Below are 19,248 nucleotides of genomic sequence, written 5' to 3'. Positions count from 1 at the left end.
GAAACAGCCCCCTCAAAAGCCCTGGTCTTGCGGGTAATAAAGAAACCGCGAACCCAGGGGCGCCGTGAGATCGACCCGCACGATTGGTTTGAACCTGCCAGTGACCTGAAAATAATCGTTCTGGATGTATTGCGCCCCCGTCAGGCCGGCCGGCCCGATATAGGTGAACCCGTCGCTGTAACCTTCCCGGGCATGACGCCCCGCCGCCAGGAGGGAGCTGGACTCAAGGTAAAAGAAGGCCTCGATCGGCAATTCGGCAGGAATGTCTTGCGGCCAGGCGCCGATGATCAGCTCGGTGTGCCCCGACGCCCAGGTCTGTCCCTTGCGCACATCGGTGTTGAGCTGGATTTCCGCAGGCGTATCGCCAAAGGTGCAACTGGCGCCAGGGCTGGGGCCATAGGCCGCTTGCCAGCTCGCTACCGTGCTGATGTTTTGCGACGTGCAGGAAGCCCGGCAACTATCAGCGATCCCTGAAGTCCCCGCATTGGCGGGATAGGCACAGCGGAATCGGACTGAATGCGCCGAAGGCTTGCCCAGTTCGTGGAAGATCAGCCCGGGGCTGACGACCACCTGGACACCGTTATCCGCGCGCACCCAGGCAAACGACACGCCATCGCGCGCCACCGAATTCGGGCTGGGGTTCCAGGCATGAAAGCCCGCCCCATAACCAGTGCCGCGAATGAACACCCCATTGCAATGGATTGCCGAGCGCCCGTCGTAGCAGGTGCTCGCGGTATCGGCATAACGCCGGTTGAGGCGGTCGGCCACCTGATAACCGCTGTATAACTGCTCGCTTGCGTCAAAGCCGAATGACTGTCCTTGATCGGCAGCGGTTGCCATCCGCAAGACCGGCAACCAGATGCCCGTCGCGGTGAAGTAGGCGTGCTGGTCCCGCAGGGCCGCCCTCAATCCCTCCGTCGTGCGGCGATGGTACAGCGCTTGGATCGGCAGTTGCGCCGGTGCGGTCTCGGCCCAATTGCGCACGAGCAGCTCCGGCGGACGGTTCATGCCGTCGTCGCCGACCAGTTGGTAATCCTTGTTCTGGCCGATGGCGGTATAACGATCGGCAAACAAGTAGCCGTTGTCCTGCACCAGACCGGTGTTGGCAATGTCACGCCGCAGATAATCGAAACGCTCAGATCCCCGGGCCACGGCATCGGGGCCGTGGGTCCAGAAGGGCTGGGGATCGCTGGGCAGGACCTGCTTGGCCATCACGCCACTGCAAAAATAAGCCGGATACCCTCCCACACACTGAACGGGGGTACTGGCATAGGCCTGATTCAACTGGGCTGCCAACTGCGGTCCACTGAGGGTCTGGGCGTGCAGCGGGCCAAGACCAATCGACAGGCAAAGCGCCAGCGCACCGCATAAATGCAGCAGAAATCTGGACATGTCATTCCATCCTCGAACCTCGCTGCCGAAGCGCGAAGGTCTTTATCGATTCACTGAGGTTTTCCGCGCTTCAACTACTCTGCGAAACACCCACCGCCTGTAAGTAGTTGAATTCACCCGTACCCGCCGAGCTGACGTCCCCCGTATTCAAGTCAAGGGTGTAGGCAGTACCAGCGCCGATAAACATCCCCCACGCCGGATAGTCCGGCAGGCCATGCTCAAGCCCCGCATTGAGCGGATAGAACTGCATAAAACGGGAGAAATCAGCCAGCGACGGCTGGACCAGACCGGTCTGTGTACACAGTTGTTGGGCGCCTTCCCAAGTGACAGCACTGCTAAGCACATGGAATTCACCGATGCCGGTAACCGTCAGCACATAGCTATCCGGACCGTTCGCACTGCCAGATGCAGTGATAGTGGTTTGTCCATTGCACCGCGCAATAACGATCCCGAAGGCGTCGACCGTGGCGATCTTCTCGTCGCTGCTGCTATAGCGGGTGGCGCCCGGCATGACCCGCTGCATCCGGGCAAATGGCGGTATCTCCTTGGGTGGCCGCGCTTCGGAGTTGATGTAGAGCACCTGGTAATTGTGCGGCGCAAGGTCAAACTCGAAGGCCCCACCAAACCCCTGCCCCAGTTTGAATTCCAGCGGGTGCGAAGCCCCGACACCCGTCACGCTGTAATACACCTGCACGTCCTTGTCACGGTTAGCGACCAGCGCGTCTTTCGGGATAGGCAGGTTGATATCCCGCCCGTGCGGTCCTATCGGCCAGGTGGTCTGGTAAAGGATTTGCCCCTGCACCTCCTGCAAAGACAGCGTGAGGGTCTCATCGTCCCAACTTACGGGGACATTGGTGATACGCGCCATCGCTCCGGACTCCGGAACGCTGGCCGGATCCAGCATGCCATCAACGACGCCATCGACACGGGGCGCCGGCAAATCCTGTTCGATCGAGTTCATGGTCAAGAATCCTCTCTACGCCCCCTGATGCCTCCACAGGCATCAGGGGCACGATGATGGCTGACAGTCGAAGCCTCAGGCGCTCGCGATACGTTGCGCGTCGATAACGGTTTGTGCTTCGGCAGGGCTGACCGTACGTCCCGTCGTGACTTTCTGAACGAGCTCCGGCTGTTGTGCGCTGCTATCGCCGCCCCCTGCCGCGACACCCCACGTCACTACCCGACCATCCGAGGTCAGCGCCGTAAAACCATGGGTGTTGGCATAGACCGCCCGCACGTTGACCAACTGCGCCGCCACACTGGAAATGTCCCCGCCTGTAGCCCCATCACCCCACGCGACGACGGTGCCATCCCGGCACAGCGCAGCGAAGCTCCAGGAGCTGCCCACCACTTGGACGATATTCGACAACCGGGCGATAGGCTCGGGAACAGTCCCGCCATTGTCCACATGGCCCCAAGCGACAACATGCCCATTGTTCAGCCGGGCACAGAACGCATGCCAGGTGCTGGAGACCTCCACGACATTGGTCATGCTTTTGATATTTTCCGGCACCGTTCCGCCGTGCGTATCAGCGCCCCAGGCGCGGACCGCGCTGGTATCCAGCAGGATGCTGAACGCCTGTGCAGTGGCAGCCCCCAGCGCCTTGACGTTGGTAAGCTGGGCAATTTCCGTCGGCACCGCACCACCGTAAGTCTCACTGCCCCACGCAATCACACTCTGCGAGCCGCCGCCGTCCCGCAGCGCGGCAAAGGCTCCGTAGTTGCCGGTTATTTGCACGATATCGCTCATTCCCTCCTGCCCAGGCAGCAACACCCCGCCGTGGGCTGCATCGCCCCACGCCATGATATGGCCGGTGGCACGCAGCGCCGCAAAGGCCATTCCTGCCCCGCACAACTCGACATAATCGGTGTACTGCAAGACCTCCGGCGAAACCGGAACGCCCGAACCTGCCGTGCCCCACGCAAACAGACGTCCGTCACTCTTCTGCCCGACGAATGCGCCGGAATTGCTTCTGACCTGAACGTAATTCCCGGTCTCGCCAGGCGGCATGACACCACCGCTGCCGGCAGTTCCCCAGCACACCACATGACCGTTACGCCGACGCGCCGCATAGGCGCTACTGGTACAGGAGACCTCGACGATATCCTTGATGGTGATCAAATTCGGGTCCAGTACCCCGCCATGGGCCGCGTTACCCCAACCCACCACATCGACTTCTTTCTCAGAGCCCACCGTCACCTCATCACGCATGGCGATGAACGCTGCTGCACCGGTGACTGCGCTGTCGACACCATTGCCGATGATATTGGCCGGATTGAGCAGTACCGCGTCACTGGTGGTGCGCACATACAGCTTCAGCCAGGGTTTGTTGTCGAACCAGCGGGTCTTGGCCGTCCAGATCTCGCTGTCTTCATAACGCCACTCGGCCAGCACCGGCTGCAGGGTGGTGTTATGAAAGGCGCTGAGCATTCGTGGCGCACTGGATGCGCGATAAGAGCTTGCACTGAAGCGTGCACCCATGACCCGCAACGGGCCAGAGCCGACCTGGCGGTTGACAGCATACGCATTGACCGGCGAGTCCTCGACCGGCCCGCCGCCACTGCGGGTAACTTCATATTTGAGGTGAATGACCTGCCCAACATTGGCGTTGATCACCGCATAAGGCACGACGACCCGCACCGGCTGCCCTGCTCCGCCAACCGGCACCACATAGGGAATTTCCACATCGCCACCCGGCGCGGAGCCGACCACCGCCACTGTCACCCGATCACCTTGCTGGAAGTGGGCGGAAGCAGGGATGAGCACCGTCGCGCCGGCCGTCACGTCGTCCGGATTGAGCTGGTTATCGTCAGTGGCCTCGACAAATTCCGGAAGCGGTAGCGCTGCACTTTGCACCGATAACGTCAAGGCGCCCGAGTCCCGTACTCCATCTGCACCGAAAACCTTGTAGGAAACCACAACATTGCCATCGGCATTAGCCTGCACATACTCGTAGCCAACGAGCAGGTCGAATGGCTTACCGACATCAATTTCTTGCACCAAGCGATTCACTGTTGTCACACCGCCGGGCTTGCTGCCGTCCCAGTGCACTTCCACGTCGTCGCCAAACTGGAGCTCCGCCTCTATAGGAATCTGCACCGTGGCGCCGCGGATAGCATCGGATGGATTGAGCACATCGTCCTTGGCTTCCAGCACCACCGGCAGAGGCAGGCTGCCTTGCTGTTCGCCAATCGAGAACGTGGTAGGCGCGGAGGTACGGGTTGGATCGCCGTCGCTTTCGACACGGTACGAAACTGTCACCTCGGCCCCGAGGTTTTCCTCAACCTGTTCACGATTCATGTAGAACACCACTTCCTTGCCCACCATAAGCGCATTGATCGGCATGAAATCGGTGTAGTTGGGACCCTCGCTGGCCTTCCAGACCATATACACCGTTTGCCCCTCCACCATGTTGGGATAGGGCGGGATCACTATTTCCAATTGGGCGGGCAATGTCTCCGGATCAAGCATCCCGCCCTGGGCCGCTGGACGGGTGGAGGGTGCCGGCAATTCGAACTGCGCCTCGCCCACCATCAGCAGTTCCCGGTCGGACTCCAGCAACTGGCCGCCTCCGGCCTTGCCCAGCGAGTAATAAACACTGACTCGCCCCCCGTTCAGGGGCTTGACATAGGCGTCTCCGTCAATCGTGAAACTCATCGGCTTGCCCGCCGTTCCACCACTGACGCCGCGCTGGGCGGTATACAACAGCGGGCTACCGTTGGAGTGGGTACCCAGCCAGGTCAGAATTACGACATCACCCGCCTCCAGCGCAGCACCCGGCACGACGACGGTCGCCGAACCCAGCTCCGGATCGAGTACGCCACCCTCAGCTTCCGTCACCGTGGGCTTGGGCAAGCGTTGCTCCACCCCGAGAAAGGTTGCGAAGGCACGCTTGGAAACCCCGGCCGGGCTGCCGTTACGGGTAACGGTATAGGAGGCAATCCCACGACCACGGGCCAATTGCTTCAACTCGGCGTTGGGAATATCAAAGGTCAAGACTGCCGGGACCCGGTTCACCGTCTGCGGGTCCGGTTCAACAATGATGTCCTGGCCCTGCGCCGTCGTTCCGACCCACTTCAGGGCAACGACATCGCCCTTTTCCAATGAACCGTCACGCTCCACCATCACATCGATGTAGAGGTCTTCGTCGCCCAGTTTGTCGAGGTCAATGACATCGTAGGGGTCCGCATCAAGATCGGGGTTGGCAATCAGTGGGGCATCGAACAGGCCAGTGCCGACCTCCACCGCCACATAAGTGCGTACCGACCAGTCGCTGGATTGGTTATGCACCTCATCCATCACCCGATAGACCAGCACCAGATCATCACTGTCGCCTGCAGCCAGGATCATCTCCTTGCTGACCAGGATATCTACCGAGCCTCTTTGTGCTTCCGCCTCTGTCACCTCATGCACAACCAGCTCTCCACCCCAGCTCAGGGTGATCTTGTCGTACTGACGCATATTGGGGTAACTGCTGATAGTGACCTTGACCCCGTCCTCGGCTGCGTCCTCATCGATGATTCCGTTTGCAGGCAGGTCCGGTTTGGGGGCCGGCAAGTTCTGATGGCCCGGCAAATCCGGCTCTGGATCAACCCCGCCTGGAAACTCCGTGCGCACGAAAATGTCGATTGGCGCAGACTCGCCACCGTTGCCACCGCCGGCGCGGGTTACCGTGCAGTACAGGCTGTTCACGCCCTCCGGTACTTTGTTGGTGGCTATATACATCGGGAAGTTCTTGCCGAGGTGCTCCTTCAGCACCACATTCGACGCCACCGGAGTGCTTTCATTACCCCAGAACACGTTGATCCAGTCGCCCTCGAGCATATTGGAATACTGCTGGATCACCACCAGCAAGCCCGAGGCATTGGCATGCGCCAGGTGATGGTTGACGCCGCCATCTGCATCGCCGGTCATTACCGGTGTGATCATGCCAGGAATATAAATGGGGTCGAGATTGGCACTGTCGCTACGACCAGGCTTGGCCTTCAAGCGGCGGTTGTACTGCGCGAGTATTTCGCCAAGGGCATTTACTGCGACCGCTTGATGGTTGGCAATGTGCTCATCGATGGTCATGAGTATTCTCCAGATCCTGTCGGGCCCGAGGGGTGTGCCAGCGGCGCGAACGGGGCTGAGAAGATTGAAGAGCCAAATGCATCAGGCGCACAACTGACAAAAATATCAGGTCGACCGCGGCGCCCTGGCGAAATGCAACGAATTCAAGGCGTTGCTCCACTGCCCGAAAACGCGGCTTCCCGTGAATGAAGAAACACCACACCTGCCGCCGCTCAGGCGCCAGGTGCGGTTGATGGGGAAAAAGGTCAGACGGGCCCGGCCCCCCGTAAATCTGTCGATACACCGACGGCAACGCTCTTCAGGGTTTCGGTATGGCCGGTTGTGACCTTGTTTCTCAGTTCTTCCTGCACTTCGCTGCTATCCCCGCCCCCAAGCAACGCCCCCCAGGTCACGACATGACCCTCTGATGTGAGCGCGGTAAAACCGTTGCTGTTGGCATAGACAGCACGCACATTGACCAACTCCGCAGCTACCAGCGCAGTGCTTCCTCCGAACTCGGGATCTCCCCAAGCGACAACGGTACCGTCACGACACAGCGCCGCAAAACTCCTGGCCGAGCCCGCGACCTGGACAATGCCGGACAATCGGGCGATGGCCTCAGGCACCCGCCCACCAGCGTCCGAATTGCCCCACGCCACGACATGTCCGTTGCTCAGCCGGGCGCAGAAGGCATACCAGGTACTGGACACCTCCATGACAGTGGTCAGGCTCTGAATGAGTGTCGGCACCTGGCCGCCATACGCTGCATCTCCCCAACCACGGACTTCCCCGGTAGCGAGCAGTATTGCGAAGGCCGACAGGGTGGCAGCCCCTAACGCCCTGACGTTCGCAAGTGCTGCGATCTCTGGCGGCACATGACCACCGTAGCCTTCATGCCCCCACCCAATCACGCTGCGGGCACCACCCGCCTCGCGCAATGCCACAAAAGCGGCATGAGAGGCAGACAACTGGATGATGTCACTCAAGCTGTCCTGGCCAGCCCCGAGAACCCCGCCAAGGTCCGGCTCGCCCCACGCTACGATCTGTCCGGTTGCACGGCGTGCCGCAAAGGCGCCTCCTCCGCCACACAACTCGACGTAATCACGATGCTGGGACACCGCCACTGGAATGCTCGCACCCAGTTTGGCGATCCCCCACCCGACCAGCCGGCCGTCATTCTTGAGGCCCACAAACACATGCCAGCCAGCACGGACCTGAACGAAGTCGCCTGCTTCCTCGGGAGCAAGGCTACCGCCCTCGGCAGGATTGCCCCAACACACCACCTGCCCATTCCGCCTGCGGGCCGCATAGGCACAACCGGTGGCAGAAACCTCGACGACGTCCTTGATGTCCATCACGTTCGAATCCAGTTTCCCGCCACAGTCGGGATTACCCCAGGCAACCATATCGACGTGCGTTTCAGCACCGACACTCACCTCATCGCGGATGGCCACGAATGCGGCGGTACCGGCAGCCGACGTATTCCAACCGTTGCCGATGACATTGGCCGGATTCAAACCCACCGCATCGTTGGCGTTGCGCACATACAGCTTCATCCAGGGTTGATCGTCGAACCAGTGTGTACGGAGGAGCCACTGACTGCTCCCCTCGTAGCGCCATTCGACCGGCATCGGCAGTCGGCTATCGAGATGAAAGGCGCTGAGTGTCCCCGGCGAACTTGACGCACGATAGGTGCACGTAGTGAAGCGTGCCCCCATGACAAGGATCGGTCCGCTGCCGATCTCCCGGCTGACCGAGTAGGTGCGCGTATCTGACTGTTCCACCGGCCCACCGGCTGCGCGGGTGATTTCATAACTCAGGTCAAAACCCACGCCGCTGCTGGCTTTGACCACGTCGTACGACACGGTCACGGTTAGCGGCTGACCCGTGCCGTCAGCGGGCACGGTGCAAGTGAGGTCAATACTGCCGCCGCTGGCCGTGCTGACGACGCTCACCTTTACTGCATCCCCACTCCGTAAACGCGCAGAGGCATCAATGCGCACCGTAGCGCCTTGTTGAACATCATAGGGGTTGAGCGTGTCAGCCACGGCCTCGTCGATGGCCGGCAGTGGCAGCACAGCACCCTGCACAGAGAGGGTGATTGGCGCCGACACCTTGATGGTTCCCCGCCTCTGGAACACTTCGTAGTGCACCACAACCTTGCCGCTGGCATTGGCGATCACGTACGGGTAATCGATCATCAGGTCGAATGGTTGGCCGATGTGGTCCTCTTGCACTAGCCGGCTCACCGTTGTCACCCCGTCGGGTTCCCTGCCGTTCCAGTACACCTCCACGTCATCACCAAACGCGAGATCCGCGTCGGCGGGAATTCGCACCGTGACGCCCCTGGTTGCATCGACCGGGTCCAATGCACCGTCCAGTGCCTCAACCACCACAGGTAAAGGCAGGCTGCCTTGCGGCTCACCAATGGTGAACTCGGCACAAGCAGAAGGACGGGTAGGCTCAGAATCGCTTTCGACGCGGTACGAAACCCTCACATGCGCCCCGAGATTTCCCTCAACCTCACCTCGGTCCATGGAGAAGATCACTTCTTTGCCGAGCATGTGCGAAGTGATGGGCATGTAGTCGGTGTAGTTGGGGCCCGTGCTGGCCTCCCAGATCATATGGACGGTTTGCCACGCCGCCATGTTGGGATAAGGCGGCACCACTACCAGCAGTTGCTCTGGCAACTCATCCGGGTCGAGTATCCCGTTCTGGGCAAAAGGGCGGGTGGAAGGCGCCGGCAGCTCGAACCGGGACTCCCCCACCCTCAGTTGCGAACGTTCTGATTCCAGTGTCTGATCACCACTGAGTTTGAACAGCGAGTAGTAAACGCTGACATGACCGCCATTCAGCGGCTTGATGCAGGTTTCCCCGTCAATGATGAAGCTCATCGGTTTACCGGCCGTTCCACCGCTGACGCCCCGCTGTTCGGTGTGCAGCAGCGGGCTACCGTTGGAACGGGTCCCCAGCCAGGTCAGAACTACAGCGTCCCCCGCCTCCAGGGCAGTGCCCGACACAACAACGGTTGTCAGGGTCAACGCCGGATCGAGAACGCCACCTTCCGCTTCGGTCACTGTGGGTGCTGGCAAGCGCATCTCGACCCCGAGGAAGGTCACGAACGCGCGCTTGGATGTCTGATCCTCCTGACCGATACGGCTGACCGTATAAGAGGCAACCCCGCGCCCTCGAGAAAGCTCACGTACGTCGGCATTAGGAATCGCAAAAGTCAGTACTGCCGGACTCCGGTTTACGGTCTGCGGTGCGGGCTCAACGGTAAAGTCCTGGCCTTGTGTCGTTGTGCCGACCCACAGCAGGGTGACCACATCGCCCACCCGCAATGACCCGCTGCGCACCACCATCACGTCGATATAAAGGTCTTCATCGCCCAGCGCGTCCAGGTCGATCACGTCGTAGGGGGTCGCCTCGTAATCCGGGTTGGCGATCAGCGGGCCATCGAACAGGCCGGAGCCGACCTCTACCGCCACGTAGGCCCGCAGCGACCAGTCGCTGGACTGGTTATGCACCTCATCCACGACCCAATAGACCAACACCAGTTCGTCACTGTCACCCGCGTTGAGGATTACCTCCCTGGGCACCAGGATCGTGGCGGCACCGCGCCCGACATCGGCCTCGGTCACCTCGTACGTGACGAACTCTGCGCCCCAGTTCAGCGTGATCTTGTCGTACTGACGGATATTGGGATAAGCGTCGATAGTCACCTCTACCCCGCTTTGCGCCGCCTCATCGTCGATGATCCCGCTCGGCGGCAGCGCGAGCTTTGGCGACAGCAAATTTCGATGGCCAGGCAGATCCGGTTCCGGGTCCGTCCCGCCTGGAAATTCCATACGCACGAGAATATCGATCGGCGTGGATTTCCTCAGGTCGCCGCCACTGTCGCGGCTCACCGTACAGAACAAACTGTTGACGCCCGCAGGGATTCTGCTGGCGGCAATGAACATCGGGACGTTCTCACCGACGTGCTCCGGAAACACAAGGCTGGATGCCACCGGGCTGCTGTCGTTTCCCCAGAACACATTGATCCAGTCGCCGTCGCGCATGTTGGCGTAGTGCTGGATCAACACCAGCAAGCCCGAGGCATTGGCATGAGCCACATGATGATTGACGCCGCCCAGCACGCCTTCGGTCTGCACGGGTGTGATCAGGCCTGGAACATAAACGGGGTCCAGCAGATGGGTCCCATCGCTGAGGCCCGATCGGGTCTTGAAGCGTTGGTTGTGCTGCTCGAGCGCTTCAGTCAGGTCATGTGCCGGGGCTGCCTGGATCTGCGCCGGCTGCTTGATTGCAATTAGCCGATCAATGGTCATGAGCATTCTCCAAAGACTATCGGGCCCGATGGATGTGCCAGCGACACGAACGGGCTCAGACGATTGAAGAAGCAAACGCACCAAGCGCACAACTGACAGAAATACCAGTTCCACTGCGGCGCTTTTGCAGAGCAATAAAAAATGCCAGTCAGCTTAGCTGACTGGCATTAATTCAAGACTGCCCTTTTCTAAGGAGAGCGGCTTATTCAGCCAGCTTGAAGGTGATGAAGCTGGCACGGCCCTGACGCAGTACGCGCATGGATACCGAGCGGTTCTTCGGCAGTTCCTTGGCAGTTTCGGCGAACTCCTTGGCCGAACCGATCGCCTGGTTGTTCAGGTGGCTGATGACGTCACCCGGACGCAGGCCGATCAAGGCCGCCGGACCGTCCTGGACTTCCTTGATGACGACGCCACCTTTGAGATCCAGGGTCTTCTTCTGCTCGGCGGTCAGGTCGGAGACCGTAACGCCCAGGCGGTTGCTGTTGCGCTCAAGCCCGCCGCCAGCACTGGCGCTGACTTCCTGATCATCATCCGGCAGCGCACCGATGGTCACGTCGAGGTTCTGGCGCTTGCCGTTGCGGATAATTTCCAGCTTGGCCTTGGCACCGTCTTTCAGACCACCCACCAGGTGCGGCAGGTCGGCGGACATGATGATTGGCTGGCCGTTCAGGTTGAGGATCACGTCACCCACCTGCAGGCCACCCTTGGCGGCCGGACCGTTTTCCAGCACCTGGGCTACCAGGGCACCGGCCGGCTTGTCCAGACCGAAGGATTCAGCCAGGTCCTTGTTGACCTCCTGGATCACTACGCCCAGCCAGCCACGGCTGACCTTGCCGTCTTTCTTCAACTGGTTGGAAACGTCGATTGCCACATCAATCGGGATCGCGAACGACAGGCCCATGAAGCCACCGGAACGGGTGAAGATCTGCGAGTTGATACCCACGACTTCGCCATTCATGTTGAACAGCGGGCCACCGGAGTTACCCGGGTTGATCGCCACGTCGGTCTGGATGAACGGCACATAGGTGTCGTTCGGCAGGGTACGGCCCTTGGCGCTGACGATACCTTTGGTCACCGAATGGTCGAAACCGAACGGCGAGCCGATCGCCAGTACCCACTCACCCACTTTCAGCTTGGACGAGTCGCCCAGCTTCACGGTCGGCAGGTTCTTGCCTTCGACCTTGAGCAGTGCCACGTCGGTGCGCGGGTCGGTGCCGACCAGCTTGGCCTGCAACTCACTGCGGTCGGACAGGCGGACGATGATTTCGTCGGCATCGGCGACCACGTGGTTGTTGGTCAGCACGTAGCCATCATCGGAAATGATGAAGCCCGAACCCAGCGACTGCGCTTCACGCTGGCGATCACCGCCGCGAGGCTGCTGCGGAATGCTGCGCTCGAAGAACTCGCGGAACATCGGCGGCAGGCCCTCGAGGTCCGGCATCTGACCGGCAGCGACGCGGCGATCCGGCAGTTTCTGCTTGGTACTGATGTTCACTACGGCCGGCGAAGCCTGCTCGACCAGGGTGGTGAAGTCCGGAAGGGCTTCAGCCTGGGCAGCAGCCATCTGGCCGAGCATCAGCACGGCCGCAAACAGCGATAGATAGGATTTCAAGCGTGGTATTGACATACGGCTCCCGTCACAACGAGCGTGGTTAAGCAGTAGGGACCTGCCAACGAAAAAGGCCTGGTGACAAACCCAAGGGCTGCGACCAGGCCAGAAACATTGGCATTCTTGATGCTGCAACAGCAGGAAAGGCCAGACCCCGAAGGGGCTGACCTATAGAAAAATCTGGATATTTTTGCAAACTTGAAGGCTTACCAATCATGTCAGCGGCTCTGGGACATGCTTTTCATCCTTGTCATCCATGTACTAAAACAACTCCAGGGTTTATCACTGGCTGGCTTGAGCGTCCTGCAGGCGCATCGACAGCGCCACACGCTCAGCGGTGCCAATCGGGATTTCTCCGACTACCGTGACCATCATTTCGCCCTTTGGCGTGGTCAGTTGCCGCGAGACAGCGGCAGTCGGGCCCAACTGGGTGCGAGCGTCAGAACCGGCACCACTGTCGATCGTCTCGAGGAATACCGAAAACCGCGCCAGACCATCGTCATACATCATGCTGCTGATACTGTGCTTGCCGTCCGGGTCCTTGCGCACACTGCTGTTGACCAGCTCGAAACCGGGCGGCAGCCAATCCGAACGCCAGCCCACCACTGCCTCGTTGACCTGACCTGACGCCGGGGCAACCTGCTGGCAATTGGCACTGGACTTGAGCTCACCGTCGCTGGGGACCCTGGTCTCCAGGCTGGTGAACTGGAAGCGCTCCAGCAGTTGCTCCTTGTCGTTGATCAACAGGGACTTCAGCGGGAGCGCTGTTTTACGATCCAGGTACAACTCGAATGCATACCGATGCTGGTCACGCGGGCGCAGGGTAAGAATCACCACATCGCGCCCGGCGACGCGGGATTGACCCGCGACGCTCAAGTCGTACCAGTTCATCAGTTTCAGAGGATCGAGGACTCGCGCCGACGACTGCGTCGCATTGCCCACACCCGGAACCAGGGCCCCGCTCACGCATTGGGTCTGCCCATCGACACGCACGACTTCCTGGGCCGGACCATCGAGCTGCAACAGCCGCTCGCTGACTTTACCGTCCTGGACCCGATGCCAGATATCGTGGGTGGAGAAACTACCATTGCGCTCGTAAACGAAAGTGCCCTGATAACTTTGCTCCTGCTCGGCCTTGGCCAGACGGTTTAGCCAGTCAGCGGCATCTGTCGACGAGTTGGCGGCCAAGGCCGGCAGCGTCAGGCAGCCGCTGAGCAAGAGCGGTATGAGAGGTAGCGCGCGCATGATCCTCCTTGGTGTTCCTAGCGATTATCCAGGCTGGCGGCACGAGCGTAAGGCAGTGCGCTTTCAGTACCCTTCACTGCTGCTTCCTGAGCGTGTTGGCGCATATAGCCTGGCAGACGCTGGTCTTGCCAGCCGCTTTGGCCTTGCAGCACGCCATTGGCCATCGGCCCGGTAGGCTGTTCAGCACTTTCACTATAGCCTGCCAAAACCGCCGGACCCTGGACCTGTGGTGCAACCAGGCCTTGTTGAACCGGTTGCTGGGCAGCCAGTTGGGCACCCGTGATTTCGTCCTGGTTGTACAGGCGTACACCGACCAGCACTGCCAGCGTCACCGAGGCGGCTACCGCCAGACGACCGACAGTACGCCATGGGCCGCGAGTAACCTTGGCCGGCGTGGCTTCATCGGCCAGCGCGGCGGAGACCGCGGAGGCGATATCCAGTTTCGGCAGCAGCAGTTCCTTGTGCATCGCTGCACGGGCGACCTGGTAACGCGACCAGGTGGCTCGGGTGTCGGAATCGTCCATGGCACTCAATACCCGACGTAATTCCAGTTCGTCCGCTTCGTTATCCATCACCGCGGACAGCGATTCCTGCAAAGCTTCACGACTCATGGCGGTTCCTCTCTTGGCTGTCGCCGCTGTCTCAGGTTTCCTGCAACAACGGCTGCAGGGCTTTGTCTATGGCCTCCCGAGCGCGGAAAATACGAGAGCGCACGGTACCCACCGGACACTGCATGACGCTCGCAATGTCCTCGTAACTCAGACCATCGAATTCACGTAAAGTTAACGCCGTACGCAAATCTTCTGGCAGTTGCTGGATGGTTCGATGGACGGTGCCTTCGATCTCGTCCCGCAACAGCGCGCGTTCTGGGGATTCGAGGTCCTTGAGGCCATGATCGCCGTCGTAAAACTCTGCATCCTCGGAACTGACATCGCTGTCCGGTGGCCGCCGACCGCGGGACACCAGATAGTTTTTCGCCGTGTTGATCGCAATGCGGTACAGCCAGGTATAGAAAGCGCTGTCACCACGAAAATTGCCAAGAGCACGGTAGGCCTTGATGAACGCTTCCTGCGCAACATCCTGGGCCTCATGGGTGTCGTGCACGAATCGCACGATCAACCCGAGAATCTTGTGCTGATACTTCAGCACCAACAGATCGAACGCTCGCCTGTCGCCGCGCTGCACGCGCTCGACAAGCTGCTGATCCTCTTCCTGGGTTAGCATGAACACTCCTCGGTGAACCTGGAGGGGTGCTGCATTGGCCATCGTTCAGGCTTGCAACCATAGACTCGGGCTTTTTGCAAAAGTTCTCCCCCTCCAGACAAGTTTCCGGCGGCCCTTGATCGGCTCGCACGAAAAACGCAGCGCGGTCGCTGCCGGCTGCGTCAATAAATCAGTCTTCTATACATGGGCAACGATCAAAACGACCGTCGCCTCCTGCCGCTGCGGCTGCTGGCGTACAGGCAACCCTCTATGGATAGGTACGTTTCCAGTAAAGTTCCACGCGTGGCTGCCAGAAGCGCGTCAGTGACATGGAAATCAGGGCATTGAGGCTGCTATAAAGGCACCCCACCCAGATTCACGATAGTTTCACAATGCCATAAACGCTTGACCATTGTGCCGATACCACCGTCCTTATACCAGTGTCCTTCGTGGTCGCCCCGCGCGGAAAATCCAGACATGAGCCAACAATTACAACATGACGTCCTCGTGATCGGCAGCGGTGCCGCGGGCCTGAGCCTGGCACTGAACCTGCCCTCCCATCTGCGCATCGCGGTACTGAGCAAGGGCGATCTCGCCAACGGCTCGACCTTTTGGGCGCAAGGCGGCGTCGCCGCGGTGCTGGACGATACCGACACCGTGCAATCCCACGTCGAAGACACCCTCAATGCCGGCGGCGGCCTGTGCCACGAAGACGCGGTGCGCTTCACCGTCGAGCACAGCCGCGAGTCGATCCAGTGGCTGATCGACCAGGGCGTGCCGTTCACCCGCGATGAACATGCCAGCGTCGACGACGGTGGTTTCGAGTTCCACCTGACCCGCGAAGGCGGCCACAGCCACCGGCGCATCATCCATGCCGCCGATGCCACGGGTGCGGCCATCTTCAAAACCTTGCTGGACCAGGCTCGGCAGCGACCGAACATCGAACTGCTGGAGCAGCGCGTGGCGGTGGACCTGATCACCGAACGCCGCCTCGGCCTGGATGGCGAACGCTGCCTCGGCGCCTACGTGCTCAATCGCGCGACCGGCGAGGTCGACACCTTCGGCGCCCGCTTCACGGTGCTGGCCACCGGCGGCGCGGCCAAGGTCTACCTCTATACCAGCAACCCGGACGGCGCCTGTGGCGACGGCATCGCCATGGCCTGGCGCGCCGGTTGCCGGGTGGCCAACCTGGAATTCAACCAGTTCCACCCGACCTGCCTGTATCACCCGCAGGCCAAGAGCTTCCTGATCACCGAGGCCCTGCGTGGGGAAGGCGGGCTGCTCAAGCTGCCCAACGGCGAACGCTTCATGCCCCGCTTCGACCCGCGCGCCGAACTGGCGCCACGGGACATCGTCGCCCGCGCCATCGACCATGAAATGAAGCGACTGGGCGTGGACTGCGTTTATCTGGACATCAGCCACAAGCCGGCCGATTTCGTCAAAAGCCACTTCCCGACCGTCTATGAACGCTGCCTGACCTTCGGTATCGACATCACCCGCCAGGCCATCCCGGTGGTCCCTGCCGCCCATTACACCTGTGGCGGCGTGATGATCGACCAGGACGGCCGCACCGATGTGCCGGGCCTTTACGCCATCGGCGAAACCAGCTTCACCGGCCTGCACGGCGCCAACCGCATGGCCAGCAACTCGCTGCTGGAGTGTTTCGTCTATGGTCGCTCGGCGGCTGCCGACATCGTCGCGCAACTGGAACAGGTCGGCATGCCCAACGCCCTGCCCTGCTGGGACGCCAGCCAGGTGACCGACTCGGACGAGGACGTGATCATTGCGCACAACTGGGACGAGTTGCGGCGATTCATGTGGGACTACGTCGGCATCGTGCGCACCAACAAGCGCCTGCAACGGGCCGAGCACCGTGTGCGCCTGCTGCTGGATGAAATCGACGAGTTCTATAGCAACTATCGCGTAAGCAGAGACCTGATTGAATTGAGGAACCTTGCTCAAGTAGCGGAACTGATGATCAGGTCTGCCATGAAACGTAAGGAATCTCGGGGTCTGCACTACACGTTGGACTATCCAGAGCTGCTGCCAGAGGCGAAGGATACGATCCTTACACCCGACAAATGAGGCACGTTAGGAGCCATAGCGTAGCACCATGGGGCCCCAGTTTGTAACAGCTTTGGCGCACATTTGTCCCAACGCTGAGGTCCTTATCACCTGCCCGCAAGGGTCCTTATCGTGCGCCTGAGCGAGCATGCGAGGGCCTATGGGGGTAAGCGCGCAGGTTAGTAGTTACAGGTGGTCACTCAGATTTTTGTGCCAGATCCTCATGAGGTGCCCTTGAGGCACCCATACAGCCAGAAGGCCACATGGACTCCAACGCAGGCCCGTAGGCCGCGCTAAACGTGTCCATGAAGTTGTCCTAAGAGTTAAGGGATCGGTGAACCGTCAGGTTTGTGAGACCGTATTGAGTGGCAATCTCAAGGATGCCCTCATAGGATTTAGGCCAGCCTCCACCACTTGAGTCGTTGGTGGCCCCTGACTGGAGCAGGGCAAAGCAAACGGCTGCATATGGGGTCAGGTGATCGACTTGTATCTTCGTAACCACCCGTTTGTCCTTGTAGGTATAACAGAGAGTAAAACTCATGGCTGGCCTTGCCGTAACATGGTCGATGCCCAAGCATAGCAACTAAACAGCTCGCCCATGAGGCCCATTACGGACCTCATGGATACAGCGGGTGTTACGGCTTGACGACCACACGGGTGATCAGCGGAAAGTCTACGGTCTCGACCTGAAGTTTCTCAGTAGGGTCCGCTGGGTTTGCCAGCTTGATCTTGACCTTGGCCTGAGCCATTACGTCAGCCACACCGCTCACCTCAAAGTCCCAGCCCTGTACGCCAACATTACGGCTCGCAAGGATCTTCCATACGTCGCCTTCTTGGTCATGACGGAACGACAGCGAGGCAAAGCCCTTGTGCATCTCGAAGTACGTTGTCGTGACGCTTGCCAGTCATTGCGGCAATCTCGACGGTGGTCATGGTGATTTCTTTGATACCGTTAAACATAGTAGTGGACTCCTTTTGAATGCTCCCTGAGTTCGCTCCCACAGGCCGACCGTCAAGGCCCCACTACGGGCATCGACCATGGCTCAAGAAGCATTCAGAAAGACTTGACGTTGAAGTAAGCCCAGCGACGGACGTAGAGGAATTCAGAGCGACCGCTTAGCTAAGCAGTCTGCCCTGTTCTTGTGAGGATTTTTAATCTGGTCATACTGGAGACCCAACGAGCCGTTACGGTCACAGTTCGGTTACCACGACACCGAAGGTAGACCCAAGATCTTAATGAGCTACCTTAAGGTAACTCTAAGAGTATTCTCTTTAAGTTTTTATTCTTTATAGAATTAAACTAATAAGACTTAAACTTATAGTCATCTTATAGAGGTCTTTAAGTTAAAAGGCCCCTTTATACTGTGCGATCAGTGATAGGAGGCCCAAACCTATCAAGGGTCATTCCACACGGAGTGGTCAGACAGAATCGCTACAGTGGACCTGATGCTGGTCCCAGAGGTCCCGTTAGGGCTCTGCTTGGTGGTCGTGGGGTCTTGGATATAGGGCTACCTATGAGAGGTAGCGCCAGTCACTGGACGTACACGCCTTGCCCGCAGAGGGCCACCTTGAGGTGACCTTGCGGCATCTTGAAAGGAAAGCAACGCTGATTTAGCCTGTCCCTCTTTGGGTGAGGGTTTTTAAATCTTCGTCGAACGTGCTGCCAACTTGTTAGTTAAGCCACACGCTACAACTGGCTACGCTGTCTCCGACCACTCCGCCCTGTAAGACGCAGTTCGCTGATCGACGGACTCACCTGCTGCTTCACCCAGCTCCAAATCGCTTCGGACCGTGGTACCGATAAGGAATAGCGCTCAGAGCACAAACTAAATCTAAGCCATCCCGCTATACCGTTTGTAAACTTTTAGCGGACACTGAATTTTTTTGCTCAGCCACTCGAATAGCTCGTTACCTCCAGAAAGCATACCTTCCTCGAACTCATCAAAGCCGAAGAGCTTCGCCGCTTCCGAATCTGACTTAAGTGCCATGCGCACTACGTGATATTGCGCCACCGCCGCGCTTGCATCTTCTTCACCATAGAACACGCAAAAAATAAGCTCCAGCGCATTAAGCTCGAATGGACAGCCTCGACTTTGACTGGCTGCATCATAAAAACCACTTATATAGCCCATCAGCCAAAGATCAATAATCGGTTTTCCGTCGTTGGTCCAGTGAACTAATGGAGGATTTCCTCTATCTTCACCACCGCAGAGTAACTGGTACTGCGCCTTGAGCGCCGAGCACACATCAGCTACAAGGTCTGTCACCGCTGGACTACTCACAGGGTAAACCTTCGGCGCTGGCTCGCTCCGCCTCTTAAAAAAACTCATTAGGCCCATTTGCAATGGATTCCT

General features: G+C 59.5%; 11 protein-coding genes. 1 reads left to right on the top strand and 10 read right to left on the bottom strand.

Features of this window, described 5'->3' with window-relative positions:
* Positions 1 to 12: 12 nt before the first annotated feature.
* The 8 genes from HWV67_RS18410 to rpoE all read right to left on the bottom strand — a co-directional run bounded on the left by HWV67_RS18410 (position 13) and on the right by rpoE (position 14,851).
* A complete protein-coding gene (locus HWV67_RS18410; RefSeq protein ID WP_175652262.1) occupies positions 13 to 1,392 on the bottom strand; it encodes a hypothetical protein in 1,380 nt (459 codons plus the stop codon).
* A 70-nt stretch (positions 1,393 to 1,462) separates the two neighbouring features.
* Positions 1,463 to 2,353 (bottom strand): hypothetical protein, encoded by an 891-nt coding sequence (locus tag HWV67_RS18405; RefSeq protein ID WP_175652261.1) that lies wholly within the window; start codon positions 2,351 to 2,353, stop codon positions 1,463 to 1,465.
* A 75-nt stretch (positions 2,354 to 2,428) separates the two neighbouring features.
* Positions 2,429 to 6,466: an RCC1 domain-containing protein gene (locus HWV67_RS18400; RefSeq protein WP_175652260.1), complete on the bottom strand. Its 4,038-nt coding sequence runs from the start codon at positions 6,464 to 6,466 to the stop codon at positions 2,429 to 2,431.
* Between the two features lie 245 nt (positions 6,467 to 6,711).
* Positions 6,712 to 10,773 (bottom strand): RCC1 domain-containing protein, encoded by a 4,062-nt coding sequence (locus HWV67_RS18395; protein WP_175652259.1) that lies wholly within the window; start codon positions 10,771 to 10,773, stop codon positions 6,712 to 6,714.
* 202 nt (positions 10,774 to 10,975) lie between these two features.
* Positions 10,976 to 12,349 carry a DegQ family serine endoprotease gene (locus HWV67_RS18390; protein ID WP_256680158.1) on the bottom strand — a complete coding sequence of 458 codons (1,374 nt, stop codon included), beginning with the start codon at positions 12,347 to 12,349 and terminating at the stop codon, positions 10,976 to 10,978.
* Between the two features lie 315 nt (positions 12,350 to 12,664).
* Entirely contained in the window at positions 12,665 to 13,627 is a 963-nt protein-coding gene (locus HWV67_RS18385; protein WP_175652257.1) for a MucB/RseB C-terminal domain-containing protein, read from the bottom strand.
* 17 nt (positions 13,628 to 13,644) lie between these two features.
* Entirely contained in the window at positions 13,645 to 14,238 is a 594-nt protein-coding gene (locus HWV67_RS18380) for a sigma-E factor negative regulatory protein (RefSeq protein WP_095154837.1), read from the bottom strand.
* Positions 14,239 to 14,269: 31 nt separating this feature from the next.
* Positions 14,270 to 14,851, bottom strand: a complete 582-nt coding sequence (gene rpoE / locus HWV67_RS18375; RefSeq protein ID WP_010220971.1) for an RNA polymerase sigma factor RpoE — start codon at positions 14,849 to 14,851, stop codon at positions 14,270 to 14,272.
* 456 nt (positions 14,852 to 15,307) lie between these two features.
* On the opposite strand from rpoE, the gene nadB reads away from it, so the two are divergent.
* Positions 15,308 to 16,915 (top strand): L-aspartate oxidase, encoded by a 1,608-nt coding sequence (gene nadB, locus HWV67_RS18370; protein WP_175652256.1) that lies wholly within the window; start codon positions 15,308 to 15,310, stop codon positions 16,913 to 16,915.
* Positions 16,916 to 17,529: 614 nt separating this feature from the next.
* Here nadB and HWV67_RS18365 read toward each other — a convergent pair.
* Both HWV67_RS18365 and HWV67_RS18360 read right to left on the bottom strand, forming a co-directional pair.
* Positions 17,530 to 17,769: a hypothetical protein gene (locus HWV67_RS18365; RefSeq protein WP_012273933.1), complete on the bottom strand. Its 240-nt coding sequence runs from the start codon at positions 17,767 to 17,769 to the stop codon at positions 17,530 to 17,532.
* 957 nt (positions 17,770 to 18,726) lie between these two features.
* Complete coding sequence (locus HWV67_RS18360; RefSeq protein WP_131672185.1) at positions 18,727 to 19,176, bottom strand: hypothetical protein; 450 nt, start codon at positions 19,174 to 19,176, stop codon at positions 18,727 to 18,729.
* Between the last annotated feature and the right edge of the window lie 72 nt (positions 19,177 to 19,248).

This window comes from Pseudomonas sp. Marseille-P9899 (assembly GCF_903166565.1).
Classification (GTDB): Bacteria; Pseudomonadota; Gammaproteobacteria; order Pseudomonadales; family Pseudomonadaceae; genus Aquipseudomonas; species Aquipseudomonas huaxiensis.
This window is presented reverse-complemented; position numbering and strand designations above follow the sequence as displayed.

Bases quoted from the DNA above. Each gene is read 5' to 3' on its own strand.
- HWV67_RS18410 (WP_175652262.1), bottom strand. From the start codon at position 1,392: ATGTCCAGATTTCTGCTGCATTTATGCGGTGCGCTGGCGCTTTGCCTG.
- HWV67_RS18405 (WP_175652261.1), bottom strand. From the start codon at position 2,353: ATGAACTCGATCGAACAGGATTTGCCGGCGCCCCGTGTCGATGGCGTC.
- HWV67_RS18400 (WP_175652260.1), bottom strand. From the start codon at position 6,466: ATGACCATCGATGAGCACATTGCCAACCATCAAGCGGTCGCAGTAAAT.
- HWV67_RS18395 (WP_175652259.1), bottom strand. From the start codon at position 10,773: ATGACCATTGATCGGCTAATTGCAATCAAGCAGCCGGCGCAGATCCAG.
- HWV67_RS18390 (WP_256680158.1), bottom strand. From the start codon at position 12,349: ATGCTCGGCCAGATGGCTGCTGCCCAGGCTGAAGCCCTTCCGGACTTC.
- HWV67_RS18385 (WP_175652257.1), bottom strand. From the start codon at position 13,627: ATGCGCGCGCTACCTCTCATACCGCTCTTGCTCAGCGGCTGCCTGACG.
- HWV67_RS18380 (WP_095154837.1), bottom strand. From the start codon at position 14,238: ATGAGTCGTGAAGCTTTGCAGGAATCGCTGTCCGCGGTGATGGATAAC.
- rpoE (WP_010220971.1), bottom strand. From the start codon at position 14,851: ATGCTAACCCAGGAAGAGGATCAGCAGCTTGTCGAGCGCGTGCAGCGC.
- nadB (WP_175652256.1), top strand. From the start codon at position 15,308: ATGAGCCAACAATTACAACATGACGTCCTCGTGATCGGCAGCGGTGCC.
- HWV67_RS18365 (WP_012273933.1), bottom strand. From the start codon at position 17,769: ATGCACAAGGGCTTTGCCTCGCTGTCGTTCCGTCATGACCAAGAAGGC.